This is a genomic window from Vibrio japonicus, assembly GCF_024582835.1.
GTDB classification, from domain to species: Bacteria; Pseudomonadota; Gammaproteobacteria; order Enterobacterales; family Vibrionaceae; genus Vibrio; species Vibrio japonicus.
On the sequence record NZ_CP102096.1, the window covers coordinates 1,941,144 to 1,954,588 of the forward strand.

Consider the following 13,445-nt stretch of genomic DNA (forward strand, 5'->3'; position numbering starts at 1 on the left):
ATGTGTTGAGCATGTGTAACGTCGTATCAGAGCGAAACAAACGAAATTGTGTCGATATAAGCTCACACTTATACTTCGAATTCACCGTTACACTTTGAAACATATTGTTACAACCGACGCATTATGAGGAGTTCAAATAAAAAGCTCATCATTCGATCTTGGAAACTAACCTTCCAATAATGAAAACAAACTGTCACATACTCACCGTGATACGTTTGAGCAATAGCCACGTGCTACAAGGAAAACACTTGCGCCACAAGGGCTGGTTATTGATTAAAGAATAAATAGTATGAGGATGCTTAAAACAGGAGATGTCAGATAGCGGGTGGCCATTGATACGCTCTAAACGTGATACAGATCTATAAACTTAATTCACTTAATTTTTGGATGGTGTTTATCGCATCAAGAATGTGCCCATACCAATTTAAGTGGCGTTTGCGTTATCTTTGAGCACAAAAAGTGAGTTATAAGCAGTTATAAAGGAAGAGGAAGAGGATCATCACTTATCAAAGATATGTTGAAATTAAAAAAGGGTTGTAAATACCCCAGCAACAGGCAATAAAAAAGCGCAAACCGAGGCTACGATTTGCGCTTTAGTTTTCAGCTTTAAAGCTTAATTACGGGCGGTACACTTTAACGTTGTTAAAGCCCTGCTCTTGCAGGTAAAGCGCCTGTAGTCGGCTCATTACGCCACGGTCACAGTAAAGCAGGTAAGTTTTGTTTTGGTCCAAATCACCAAACTGAGTACCTAGCTTGTAGAAAGGAATGTGTTTCACATCCACGCCTTCAATTTCTAGCGGGCTGTCGTCTTCCTCTTCTGGGCTACGGATGTCCAACACGATCGCGTGCTCTTCAACCGCTTGAACTTGCTCTACTTCTGGCGCAGCTTGCTCAGTCTCTTTAGCGATATCGCGGATATCCATCTGACGAGCTTCACGCACGACTTGCTCTAAAATGTCGAAGTCAAACTTCTCTTCTTCTGCTTCCAGCTTCGCTTTTACTGCTTTCACTGTCGGCTTCTTAGAGATCACACCACAATACTCTGGCATCGTTTTAGCGAAATCTTCCGTACCAATTTCACGCGCCAAGTTGATGATGTCTTCTTTATCCCAGTTGATCAGAGGACGAAGAATCAATGAATCCGTTACGCCGTCAATATGACGCAGGTTTGTTAACGTCTGGCTCGACACCTGACCTAACGCTTCGCCTGTTACGAGTGCTTGAATACCAAACTTCTCAGCGATCATCCCCGCTGCACGCATGAACATACGCTTAAGAACTACGCCCATTTGACCGTCATCGACTTTCTCTAGGATTTCTGCCACTACGGGTTCGAAGTCCACAGAGATGAAACGTACTTTTGCCGATGAGCCGTACTTGTTCCAAAGATAGTAAGAAACCTGCTTAACACCGATCTCGTGTGCAGGACCACCTAGGTTAAAGAAACAGTAATGAACTTTTGAGCCACGTTTGATGTGCAGGTAGCTTGAAACACCTGAGTCAAAACCGCCAGAAATCAGGCTTAACACATCTTCTTGCGTACCTAGTGGGAAACCACCCAAACCTTTATAACGCGCAATGATTTGATTTAGCTTGTCACCAGACACTTCAACTTTCACCGTCACGTCAGGATTATGCAGTTTCACACTTGCACTTTCTACCGCTTGGTTTAAGCCACCGCCAACATAGCGCTCAAGCTCAATCGAAGTGAAGTCATGCTTACCGCGACGCTTCGCACGTACCACGAAAGTTTTGCCTTCGATGTTTGCGCGGTTTAGCTCTAATACTTGCTCAAAGATGTTGTGCAAGTCAGTAAACTCCGACTGCTGAACTTCAAGCACGTGGTGGATACCCGGCGTATGGGTCAACACTTCAATCACTTCTTTATAATATTGAGACGATTCAGAAGTCACTTCGATGTGGTCACGACGGTTAAACACCGCGACAGATTCAGTACGAGCCTTGATGATGTTGCGAATATTACACTCGAGAATCTTTGTGAAGCGCTTACGTACCGATTCACTTTTTACGAAGATTTCTGGATGGGGCTTAACGATAAATTTCATAATTCACTTCACAAGTTAATAGTTTCGCAAAACAAGTTCGCTTAATCACAACCGACTAATCAACACGAAATACGTTTCGTAGTCGGCAGAATAGCTAAGGGCGCAAGATTATACATGATCGATCGCTCATAAAAAAGACGAGCGTGTTGCTCGTCTTTTTTATTTGGTGGGGTTTTAATTTTGCAGTGCTGGCACTTCGTCGCTGTAAATAGGTTCCCCCTGCAAAATGCTTATCTCTACCCTTCTATTTAGTGCACGTTGAGCTTCCGTATCGTTTGGCCCAAGCGGCGCTGTATCTGCCATACCACGGACCTGTAAGCGCTGATGATCAAAGCCACGCACTTTTTCCATCTCCTGCGCGACAGAAACGGCACGCTGAGCAGAAAGATCCCAATTGGAACGATATAATTCGGAGTCTAAACGCTGGTTATCCGTATGCCCCGAGACACGGATAATACCTGGTATATCTTTTACCAATTCAGCAATTTGTCGCACCAGCGGTCGGAACTTCGGTTGAAGGAAAGCTGAACCTTCAGGGAATGCACCCTTTTCACGAATACGAATATCAATTTGCTGACCCAAGTTTTCCACTTCAATGGCACCTTGATCGATTTCCCGTTCCAGTGCTTTTTTAATGCTTTCCATGAGCGTTTCTAGCTCTTGGGACATTTCAGCCGATTGTTGCTGTTCGTTATCAGATTCCGAGTTTTGGTTATCTTGCGTTGAGGTATCTGATGATTTACCACCTGTCAGCTTGCCTTGATCCCTCTGAGTACCACCAGCCCTATCCGATTCCCCTTCGTGAAATTCCAACGTTTGCTGAGTAATATCAATCGTCTGCTGCATGATCACGTCAATGGGTGTCGGTTCAGGTCTTCCCGGACGAAACTCCTGCGCAATAATGCTTGTTCCTTTCGGGATATCTTTCACTTCAAGACGGTTTTGGACACCAAAGGCGAACTTCATAGAGCCCGCAATCTGCTTGAACTTGAGCACGTCCATTTCTGAGAAAGAAAGCAGAAGTACGAAGAAGCACATTAGCAGAGACATCAAGTCCGCAAATGTCCCCATCCACAGCGGAAGGCCGGGTGGCGGACATTTGCAATCGCTATCGTCATCCATAGAGACTTCCTTACGCGTTGTCTATATCAAGAGAACGCTTACCTTCATTGAGGTAGTTCTTGAGATAGCTGTCAATAACACGAGGGTTTTGACCATCTTGGATAGCAAGTACGCCGTCCATGATTAAGCGTCGGTTGAGTTTTTCTTGCTCTCGGCGTAGCGACAATTTGTCAGCGATTGGAAAAAACACCATGTTTGACAGAATCGCTCCGTAAAGCGTTGTTAAGAGTGCGACCGCCATAGCTGGTCCGATGGCTTTTGGGTCGTCCATGTTAGAAAGCATCGCAACCAAACCAACCAACGTACCAATCATTCCCATCGCTGGTGCGACATCCCCGAAAGCACGAAACACACTCGCACCAAAGTCGTGGCGCTCATCCGTTAATGAAATGTCTTTTTTAAGAGCGGCGCGAACGACATCCGCATCATGGCCGTCCACCAACAGGTCGATGCCCTTTTGCATAAAGTTGTTCGTAATTTCCATCTCTTCCAACGCTAAGAAGCCACCTTTACGCGCAGCGTCAGCCATTTCTACCACTTTAGCGATGAGATCTTGTGGCTCATCAACCTTAAACATGAAGGCCTTGCCCGCAATTTTGGCGGCACCGAAGAACTGTCCTATAGTAAACTTCATCAACACAACGAAGGTTGAACCACCAACTACGATTAGAATAGATGTGACATCGACGAACATCATGATACTTCCGCCAAGTATCATTGCCATGATGACGAAAGCCAAACCGCCAATCAGTCCTATCAGCGTTGCTAAATCCACAAAGCACTCCTCATTCTATCTCTGAGCTTCTACCAGATTATATCGGCAACATTTTCAGATCTTTAGTATTTTCTCGAATCATCATTTAGATTCTTGTCCCAAGTAGAAAATCCGTCATTCATCCCAAAGACCAAACATCTTTGATATCACTGAGCAGGTTCGATTTTTCTGACAAATTTACTCGGTTAAATTTGACCATCCTTGGCCGCTAAGGTAACTTTCGTGCATCTCTATCAACACAGATATATTATGGCGAGCAAAAAACCTGAAAACATGACCTTTGAGGCGACCATTCAAGAGCTCGATACAATCGTAGAAAGCCTTGAAAATGGTGAACTTGCGCTTGATGATGCTTTGAAAAAATTTGAGCGTGGTATTGCATTGGCACGCGCAGGTCAAGGCAAGCTTTATGACGCCGAACAACGCGTCAGCATTTTATTAAGCAATGATGATGAAGCGCCACTCAGTCAGTTTGACGCTCAGCCAGAATAATTGATTTAGAAGATATTCTTATGCAAGAGGCCCTAACCTCACTCCAAAAACGTAACAACGATAAGCTAGAAGAATGGCTCAATCAGTTGCCGCATCAACAGCAACCTCTGATTGATGCCATGCGCTATGGTTTGCTGCTAGGTGGTAAACGCGCTCGTCCTTTCCTTGTGTACATCACAGGCCAAATGCTTGGCTGCGAATTAGAAGATCTTGATACGCCAGCCGCTGCGGTTGAGTGTATCCACGCCTATTCGCTCATCCACGATGATTTGCCAGCAATGGATGATGATAACTTACGCCGTGGTCAACCGACCTGTCACATCAAGTTTGATGAAGCGACCGCTATTCTCACTGGCGATGCATTGCAAACTCTGGCTTTCACTATTTTAGCGGATGGCAAACTGTCACCGGCAGCGGAAAGTAACCGTATAAAAATGGTCAGCGTGCTTGCAACAGCCTCCGGTGCTAGCGGCATGTGCATGGGTCAATCTCTCGACCTTTCTGCTGAAAATCGTTCTATTTCTCTCGAAGAGTTGGAAGAAATCCACCGACACAAAACGGGTGCACTGATGAAAAGTGCGATTCGTTTAGGGGCTCTTGCTGCTGGCGAAAAAGGAATAGCCGTGTTGCCTCAACTAGATCAATTTGCGGATGCGATTGGTTTGGCGTTTCAGGTTCAAGACGACATTCTTGATATCATTAGTGATACCGAAACGTTAGGGAAACCTCAAGGTTCTGACCAAGAATTAAACAAAAGCACCTACCCTTCATTGCTTGGGTTAGACGGTGCCATCAACAAAGCTCACACTCTGTTACATGAAGCACTTCAAGCTTTGGAAGCTATCCCATACAATACAGAGTTACTCGAAGAGTTCGCCCGATATGTCATCGAGCGCAAGAACTAACACAATAAGCGCGCAATTATATGACTCTTGATATTTCAAAGTACCCAACATTGGCTCTAGCGGATACGCCAGATGAACTACGCAGCCTTCCAAATGAAATGCTGCCTAAGCTATGTGGTGAGCTGCGTACTTATTTACTCAACTCAGTTAGCCACTCAAGCGGTCACTTCGCTTCAGGCCTAGGCACAGTGGAACTCACTGTCGCTCTGCACTACGTGTACAACACACCATTTGATCAATTGATCTGGGATGTGGGTCACCAAGCGTACCCGCACAAAATTCTGACTGGTCGCCGAGATCAAATGTCAAGCATCCGCCAAAAAGGTGGATTGCACCCATTCCCATGGCGTGAAGAAAGCGAGTACGACACCTTGTCTGTTGGTCACTCATCGACTTCCATCAGTGCCGCACTGGGTATGGCGATCAGTGCCGAAAAAGAAGGTAAGAACCGTAAAATCGTCAGTGTGATTGGCGATGGTGCGATCACAGCTGGCATGGCCTTCGAGGCGATGAACCACGCTGGTGACGTCCACTCTGATATGCTGGTAATTCTGAACGACAATGAAATGTCGATTTCAGAGAACGTAGGCGCGCTAAATAACCACTTAGCACAAGTGCTTTCTGGTAGCCTTTACACTTCGATTCGTGAAGGCGGTAAGAAGGTACTGTCTGGCGTGCCACCAATCAAAGAATTGGTCCGCCGTACTGAAGAACATTTAAAGGGCATGGTCGTGCCTGGCACATTGTTTGAAGAGTTCGGTTTCAACTACATTGGCCCAGTTGACGGACATGACGTTAACGAGCTAGTCAAAACTCTGAAGAACATGCGCGAACTAAAAGGCCCTCAGTTCCTGCATATTATGACGAAGAAAGGCAAAGGCTACGAACCGGCGGAAAAAGATCCGATCGGTTACCACAGCGTACCTAAGTTTGACCCGTCGAATCACTCTCTACCTAAGAGCAGTGGTGGCAAACCTAGCTTTTCAAAGATCTTTGGTGACTTCCTGTGTGATATGGCAGCGCAAGATCCTAAGTTGATGGCAATTACGCCAGCAATGCGTGAAGGTTCGGGTATGGTTCGTTTCTCAAAAGAGTACCCAGACCAATACTTCGATGTCGCCATTGCTGAGCAGCACGCTGTGACGCTAGCAACAGGGATGGCCATCGCAGGTAATAATCCAATTGTGGCTATCTACTCTACCTTCTTGCAACGTGGCTATGATCAATTGATTCATGATGTCGCCATTATGGATCTTCCAATCATGTTTGCCATCGACCGCGCTGGTCTTGTGGGTGCAGACGGTCAAACTCACCAAGGTGCGTTTGATTTAAGCTTTATGCGTTGCATCCCGAACATGGTGATTATGGCACCAAGTGACGAGAATGAGTGTCGCCAGATGCTTTACACTGGCCACAAACATACTGGTCCTTCTGCGGTTCGTTATCCTCGTGGCACGGGGATGGGCACCGAGATCAAGACCGAGTTTACTGCACTAGAAATCGGTAAAGGTCGACTCGTACGCAAAGGTGAAAACGTCGCTATTCTTAGCTTTGGTACTTTCTTGGAAAATGCGCTAACTGTTGCAGAAAACCTCAACGCAACTGTCGCGGACATGCGCTTTGTGAAACCTCTCGATGAAGAACTGATCAAAGAGCTTGTTGCTACGCACGATGTTATCGTCACAGTTGAAGAAAACGCAATTGCTGGCGGTGCGGGTGCGGGTGTCGTTGAATTCATGATGAAAGAAAAATTGATCAAACCAGTCCTTAACTTAGGATTGCCAGACCAATTTGTTCATCAAGGCACCCAAGAAGAGCTGCATGAAGAACTTGGGCTCGACGCGAAAGGCATTGAAAACGCGATTCGCGAATACATGGAAAAGTAAGCTAATCTAATCATTAAAGCCCTCTGTTGAGGGCTTTTTTGTTACTTTTAACTTGGAATGCTCCAACTAAATTCTGCACACAGCCTCTTCCAAGTGTCGTCAACGCCAGCCTTAATCACGACTTCTTGCTTCGTAAATGGGTGAACAAATTTTAATGACGATGAGTGCAGCAGCAGCCTGTGCGAGTCATACACTTCTCTAAACAGTTTATTGTGTTTACCGTCGCCGTGTGTGGTATCTCCAACAATAGGATGGCGTAGGTGCGCCATATGGCGTCGTAGCTGATGTTTGCGTCCGGTTAAGGGCTTCATCTCCATAAGACAGTATCGCGTGGTTGGGAACTGACCTGTGGAATGCGGGATTTCAGCCTTTGCCAGCGGTTTATAGTCGGTTACTGCTTCTTGCGCTTCCTTATCTTGGCTCGCATGCTTGTCCGCAATTTTGTCCAATTCCACTTTAAGCGCGTAGTCCAATCTGCCTTCTTCTAAAATCCAACCACGAACAATCGCGTGGTACGTTTTTTCCATTTCATGATTGGCGAACATGGGCATCACTTGCGATGCGACCTCACTCGACAGCGCAAAGATCAACACCCCAGACGTAGGTCTGTCTAAGCGATGGAGCGGAAAGACATGTTGACCAATTTGATCCCGCAATGTCTGCATGACAAATTGTGTTTCATGTTTGTCTAACCAGCTACGGTGCACTAGCATTCCTGCTGGCTTATTAACTGCAACGAAATACTCATCCTGATAAATGATTTCCAGCATCAGGCGCACACCTCATCAATCGACTTAAGTAAAATAATCAAAGGCACATATTCGCCCTGCTCTTTCCAGCATTCTTCAAAGTAGGGAGTGATTGAGAACCCCGTTGGAAATGGCATGTCTTGCCCTATCAGTGCTGACATCTTAGGTAAGAAAATCCACTGTAACCACTGTTCTGGCGTTAATGTGTCTAGCGCGAAGGGCTCTGCACTTTGCAGTGCTTTTTCCTCTGGTGGATGCGCTTGCCATAGCTTCAAACGTTGCATCAGAGGCATTAGCTGCTCTAAAAGGAGTAACAATTGCTGTTCTTTTGTCATAAACACATCACATTGACCTTGAAAATAGGCGTAAGAGTACCATTTATAGAGGAAAGAAAGTTAGGACTATTCTCTAATGGAAAACATACATACCCTCACGCAACTACTGACTAGCAGTGATTGCCAATATCAGGTGTACGATCTCGGTCGCCGCATTAAGCATATCGAAAACAAAGTTTTTGCTGATGTAGAAAAAGGTCAACTGCCTTACCCATATCCACTACAGCGAAAAGCCCACCTTGCGATTGCCTACTGGAACGAGCAGAAACAGCCTTGGATCTGGTTTCTAAAGTTTGAGTTAGATGAACGCGGCCTATTTAAGCAATCGGATATCGGTAATTTCCTTAAGTATGTTATCGAAGCGATGGGAACACGTATCAGCCAAGAGATGACCGAAGAGCAACAACAAAAGCTTTCTAATAATCCCTATACGTTCAAACCGTCTGAAGACAAGATGGCGGTATTCCATAGCCAAGTCAGAGCATTACTTGATCTACCGTGTAGCCAATACTACGAACACGCTCAGCACTACTTCTCGGGTGGCTTAGGCTGGGACAATTGGCAGACAGTCGGACTTCAAGGTGTGACTGATATTTGTGCGCGCTTAGGACAGGAACAAAATGGCGTCAATGTTCGTCGCTCGCTTCATCACTTACCAAGCGAACCGCTTTACGCCTTGCTGGGAGCATTAGAGCATACAAGCTTGCAAAAAAAGCTCGCACAACGTCTCGCTGAACTCGCGATGGATCAGATTGAAAGTGCAGACCCAGATATTTTTCTTTTAGGTGCGTTAACACGTGCTCTTTCTGGCGCAGACAACGCCATTTCACTGCCTGTGCTACAACACATTCTTACGTCTCCAAGGCTAAGCCATCAAGAGGTGCTCATTGGGATTGCAGGCCGCTGCTGGCATCTACTGGCAAACCATGACGTTGCAGAACAATATCTACTTCGTTTAGCTCAGACTGGGAATCAAGCGTTGTTCAATCAACTTTTTGCTGACCTGGTTATGCTACCAGAGCTACGTATGGTGCTACTGCCACTGCTTCATTCTAATCCTTCAAAAGAACTGGCTGCAGCCCTTATTTCTTTGCAGCAAGCGACAAAAGGGTAAACGATGATAGGAGACCTACTAGCAATACTTATATTGGCGCTTGTCTGTTTCTTATTTTGGCAACAACGGCGACAAGCTGAATTAGCAAAACTCATCGCATCAAGAAAGTGCGAGCAACTGAACCTTCAGCTCATTAGCGTTGCTTTAAAGGGTCACAAAATGAAAACGCCAGATGGTCTCTGGCGTTGGCATTCAATCTATCAGTTCGAGTTCTCTTCGCTGGGAGATGACTGCTATCAAGGGACCTTGATCATGCAAGGGTTTCATCTTGCGAAGATAAACATTCCGCCTCATCGGATGTAAATCGGTACTCATCGTATGGCCCAAAGGCGTCTCGCTTGTGAGCGATAAGTTGAAAACCCAATTTATTAAGAAGCTTGATTGATGGCTCGTGACCACTGTTCACTGTAGCCATCACTTGCGTCAAACTTAAATCTCGTACCGCACGGTAAAAGAAAGAAGCAAGCACTTCACTGGCTATCCCCTTCCCCCAATACAGTTTATCGAATATAAAACCCAGTTCAGGCAACTCATCTAAAGTAGAAATAAAAACGTGCCCCATGTAGTCACGCGTTTGGCTATCTAAAACCGCTCGGGCATAAATGGTTTCATCATGAAGCATTCGTGAGAAAAGCTGTTTGGCAGATGAAACAGTATGCGGACCGTTCATTTCTGCTCGATTTTTGGCGCAGCAATTTAAAAGTAAGAAGTCTGATTGTAACGACTCGTTATAGGGTACCAATAACGAACGGCGAGTCACTATTGTCATACGACATCCTTGTAAACAGAAAACTGTTTCTTGTTTATAAAAACAAAGCCGAAAAGTTACAGCAACTGAGGGGTAGGGTTATTGATCTAGATTGCGTCTAGTTATTGTTATAAAAATAATTAAGAAAGCCCCGACACTTGCGTATCGGGGCTATAGTCTTACTCGCAGCAGTCCGGCTACAAAAAATGCTCCATGCATCTTCCTTAATAGCGACTGAATCCTTCAGTCCAATCCTAACGTCGCCGTCCTAGCGGTGTCCTTATCATCCTGATCGCCAACATTCCCCGTCAGCACACTTCACTTGTTCCTTGAGCGGTGTCCCTAGTATCATCCTGATACTGTCCTGCCCCTTCCTAGAGGTGTCCGTTCATTCCTTTGTCGCTGAAATCCTATCAACGAGCGTGTCCGTACACTGTCCTTTGCTCCATGCTGGTCAACTCTCCTAGTCAACCAAATCTTCTTCCTGAAGATAACCAATCCTTGGTGAGTTCCTGTTCCGTGTCAGCATCCTTCCGACACCTATTAATCTACGCTTTATGGCGAATTAGACAATACCTCGGAAAAACATCTTTATTGAAACATCTATTAAACAAATCACAAAAATCATTACTTTCATTAAGTTACAAATAAAAATCCACTTTCGCCTAGCTCGTGCAATCGCTTTATCTCACATGACGTGTAAGAGATCTCGCACAACAAATTTCCGAATTCTCTATTCGCTATCGATAGCAAACGTCAGTATTATTGGCAAAGAAAGGAATTTGGAGGTTATATGCTTACCCAAGATGTCAGCCAAGAGCTCAAAGATGTATTGGAACAATTACATCAGGAAGGAAAAGAACCCACTGTCGCGTTGGTCAAAGCGCGCTTGAGCACACCAGTACCGATGCCAGCTTTAATCACAACATTGAAAAGTTGGAAAAGTGCTAATCGAGTGCCAAAAGTAGAAATCGCAGAAAAGCAGCAAAGTGACCAAGACAGAATCAGTGAACTAGAAAAACAGGTTGCAGAGTTACAGCAAAGGCTAGACGCGCTGGAACGTAAGCTCGGTTAAAAATATCTTCTAGATCATATTAAACAAAAAGGCTTGGCACATTACCAAGCCTTTCAATTTATCTCGTAGCGGTTGATTACCAACCTGTTACTTCACGTAGACCTTTACCGATCTCTGCTAGAGATTTAACTGTCTTAACACCAGCCGCTTCTAGCGCAGCGAATTTGTCTTCAGCAGTACCTTTACCACCAGAGATGATCGCACCAGCGTGACCCATACGCTTACCTGGAGGCGCAGTTACACCAGCAATGTAAGAAACAACTGGCTTAGTTACATTCTCTTTGATGAACGCTGCTGCTTCTTCTTCAGCTGTACCACCGATTTCACCGATCATAACGATCGCTTCAGTTTCTGGGTCTTCTTGGAACAGTTTTAGGATATCAATGAAGTTTGAACCTGGGATTGGGTCACCACCGATACCAACACACGTAGACTGACCGAAGCCTTCGTCTGTAGTTTGTTTAACTGCTTCGTAAGTTAGAGTACCGCTGCGAGATACGATACCTACTTTACCTTTCTTGTGGATATGACCAGGCATGATACCGATCTTACACTCATCAGGAGTGATAACACCCGGACAGTTAGGACCGATCATGCGAACGCCAGTTTCTTCTAGCTTCACTTTCACGTCGATCATATCTGTTGTAGGGATACCTTCAGTGATGGTTACGATTAGCTCGATACCCGCATCAATCGCTTCTAGGATTGCATCTTTACAGAAAGGTGCTGGAACGTAGATTACTGTTGCAGTTGCACCAGTCGCTTCTACTGCTTCGCGTACTGTGTTGAATACAGGTAGGCCTAGGTGAGTTTGGCCGCCTTTACCAGGAGACACACCACCAACCATTTGCGTACCGTATGCGATAGCTTGCTCTGAGTGGAAAGTACCTTGACCACCAGTGAAACCCTGACAGATTACTTTAGTGTCTTTGTTAATTAATACAGACATTATTTAGCCTCCGCAGCAGCAACAACTTTCTGAGCAGCGTCAGTTAGCGACTCAGCAGCAATGATATCAACATCAGAATTAGCAAGAACTTCGCGACCTAGGTCTGCGTTAGTACCTTCTAGACGAACAACAACAGGTACGTTTACACCTACCTCTTTAACCGCACCGATAATACCTTCAGCAATCATGTCACAACGTACGATACCACCGAAGATGTTTACGAGTACTGCTTTCACATTGTCATCAGATAGGATGATCTTGAATGCTTCAGCTACGCGTTCTTTCGTTGCGCCGCCACCTACATCTAGGAAGTTAGCTGGTTTGCCGCCGTGTAGGTTTACGATATCCATCGTACCCATTGCTAGGCCTGCACCGTTAACCATACAGCCAACGTTACCGTCTAGTGCTACGTAGTTCAGTTCCCACTGAGCTGCGTGCGCTTCACGCTCGTCTTCTTGAGAAGGATCGTGCATTTCACGAAGCTTAGGCTGACGGTAAAGTGCGTTTGAGTCGATGTTGATCTTACCGTCAAGACATAGCAGGTTGCCTTCAGCAGTAATTACAAGTGGGTTGATCTCTAGTAGAGCGAGGTCGTACTGAGAGAACATAGTGCCAAGACCCATAAAGATCTTAACGAATTGTTTGATTTGGTCGCCTTCAAGACCAAGTTTGAACGCAAGCTCGCGACCTTGGTAAGCTTGTGGGCCTACTAGTGGATCGATGGCTGCTTTGTGGATTAGCTCTGGCGTTTCTTCCGCCACTTTTTCGATTTCCACACCGCCTTCTGTAGAAGCCATGAAAACGATCTTACGGCTAGCACGGTCAACTACCGCACCTAGGTAAAGTTCGTTTGCAATGTTTGAAGCTTCTTCAACAAGGATTTTCGTTACAGGCTGACCATTAGCGTCTGTTTGGTAAGTCACTAGGTTTTTACCTAGCCACTTTTGTGCGAACTCTTTTACGCCATCTTTCGTGTCGTGCAGTTCAACACCGCCCGCTTTACCACGTCCACCAGCGTGAACCTGACATTTTACTACTTTCTTCTCAGTACTGATGCGACCCGCAGCTTCAAAAGCCTCTTGAGGCGTATCACATGCATAGCCTTCTGGCACTGGCAATCCGAATTCTGCAAACAGCTGTTTGGCTTGGTATTCATGCAAATTCATTTTGATATTCCGTTTGTTCTTCCCTTGAGGGATTTATTATTTCCATAACGCGGCAGTCTGGCT

14 protein-coding genes are annotated in these 13,445 nt (G+C 45.5%); 6 read left to right on the top strand and 8 right to left on the bottom strand.

Annotation, left to right across the window (positions count from 1 at the left end; translation table 11 throughout):
* Positions 1 to 617: 617 nt before the first annotated feature.
* The 3 genes from thiI to pomA form a co-directional block, all read right to left on the bottom strand.
* Positions 618 to 2,066, bottom strand: coding sequence for a tRNA uracil 4-sulfurtransferase ThiI (thiI, locus tag NP165_RS09185; RefSeq protein ID WP_257083674.1), 1,449 nt, complete (start codon positions 2,064 to 2,066; stop codon positions 618 to 620).
* A gap of 174 nt (positions 2,067 to 2,240) precedes the next feature.
* Complete coding sequence (locus NP165_RS09190; RefSeq protein WP_257083675.1) at positions 2,241 to 3,188, bottom strand: flagellar motor protein MotB; 948 nt, start codon at positions 3,186 to 3,188, stop codon at positions 2,241 to 2,243.
* A gap of 10 nt (positions 3,189 to 3,198) precedes the next feature.
* The gene (gene pomA, locus NP165_RS09195) at positions 3,199 to 3,963 is read right to left on the bottom strand and encodes a flagellar motor protein PomA (RefSeq protein WP_257083676.1); all 765 of its coding nucleotides are present in this window, start codon (positions 3,961 to 3,963) and stop codon (positions 3,199 to 3,201) included.
* A 249-nt stretch (positions 3,964 to 4,212) separates the two neighbouring features.
* On the opposite strand from pomA, the gene xseB reads away from it, so the two are divergent.
* From xseB to dxs, 3 genes are read left to right on the top strand one after another with little or no spacing between them, the layout of a single operon-like run.
* A complete protein-coding gene (gene xseB / locus NP165_RS09200) occupies positions 4,213 to 4,455 on the top strand; it encodes an exodeoxyribonuclease VII small subunit (RefSeq protein WP_257083678.1) in 243 nt (80 codons plus the stop codon).
* A gap of 20 nt (positions 4,456 to 4,475) precedes the next feature.
* Positions 4,476 to 5,360 (top strand): (2E,6E)-farnesyl diphosphate synthase, encoded by an 885-nt coding sequence (ispA, locus tag NP165_RS09205; protein WP_257083679.1) that lies wholly within the window; start codon positions 4,476 to 4,478, stop codon positions 5,358 to 5,360.
* Positions 5,361 to 5,380: 20 nt separating this feature from the next.
* Entirely contained in the window at positions 5,381 to 7,246 is a 1,866-nt protein-coding gene (gene dxs, locus NP165_RS09210; protein ID WP_257083680.1) for a 1-deoxy-D-xylulose-5-phosphate synthase, read from the top strand.
* A 47-nt stretch (positions 7,247 to 7,293) separates the two neighbouring features.
* Here dxs and truC read toward each other — a convergent pair whose 3' ends face one another.
* The gene (gene truC / locus NP165_RS09215) at positions 7,294 to 8,016 is read right to left on the bottom strand and encodes a tRNA pseudouridine(65) synthase TruC (RefSeq protein WP_257083681.1); all 723 of its coding nucleotides are present in this window, start codon (positions 8,014 to 8,016) and stop codon (positions 7,294 to 7,296) included.
* Entirely contained in the window at positions 8,016 to 8,330 is a 315-nt protein-coding gene (locus NP165_RS09220) for a YqcC family protein (protein WP_257083682.1), read from the bottom strand. Before NP165_RS09220 ends, truC begins: the two co-directional genes overlap by 1 nt.
* Before the next feature lie 76 nt (positions 8,331 to 8,406).
* On the opposite strand from NP165_RS09220, the gene NP165_RS09225 reads away from it, so the two are divergent.
* Positions 8,407 to 9,444 carry a DUF3549 family protein gene (locus NP165_RS09225; protein ID WP_257083683.1) on the top strand — a complete coding sequence of 346 codons (1,038 nt, stop codon included), beginning with the start codon at positions 8,407 to 8,409 and terminating at the stop codon, positions 9,442 to 9,444.
* 3 nt (positions 9,445 to 9,447) lie between these two features.
* Positions 9,448 to 9,747: a DUF3301 domain-containing protein gene (locus NP165_RS09230; protein ID WP_257083684.1), complete on the top strand. Its 300-nt coding sequence runs from the start codon at positions 9,448 to 9,450 to the stop codon at positions 9,745 to 9,747.
* On the opposite strand, the gene NP165_RS09235 is transcribed toward NP165_RS09230, so the two are convergent.
* A complete protein-coding gene (locus NP165_RS09235; protein ID WP_257083685.1) occupies positions 9,695 to 10,213 on the bottom strand; it encodes a GNAT family N-acetyltransferase in 519 nt (172 codons plus the stop codon). The genes NP165_RS09230 and NP165_RS09235 overlap by 53 nt on opposite strands.
* 772 nt (positions 10,214 to 10,985) lie before the next feature.
* On the opposite strand from NP165_RS09235, the gene NP165_RS09240 reads away from it, so the two are divergent.
* Positions 10,986 to 11,267 (top strand): hypothetical protein, encoded by a 282-nt coding sequence (locus tag NP165_RS09240; protein ID WP_257083686.1) that lies wholly within the window; start codon positions 10,986 to 10,988, stop codon positions 11,265 to 11,267.
* A gap of 76 nt (positions 11,268 to 11,343) precedes the next feature.
* On the opposite strand, the gene sucD is transcribed toward NP165_RS09240, so the two are convergent.
* Together sucD and sucC are read right to left on the bottom strand one after the other, a co-directional pair.
* Entirely contained in the window at positions 11,344 to 12,216 is an 873-nt protein-coding gene (sucD, locus tag NP165_RS09245; RefSeq protein ID WP_045953798.1) for a succinate--CoA ligase subunit alpha, read from the bottom strand.
* Positions 12,216 to 13,382 (bottom strand): ADP-forming succinate--CoA ligase subunit beta, encoded by a 1,167-nt coding sequence (gene sucC, locus NP165_RS09250; RefSeq protein WP_193260172.1) that lies wholly within the window; start codon positions 13,380 to 13,382, stop codon positions 12,216 to 12,218. Before sucC ends, sucD begins: the two co-directional genes overlap by 1 nt.
* Positions 13,383 to 13,445 lie beyond the last annotated feature (63 nt).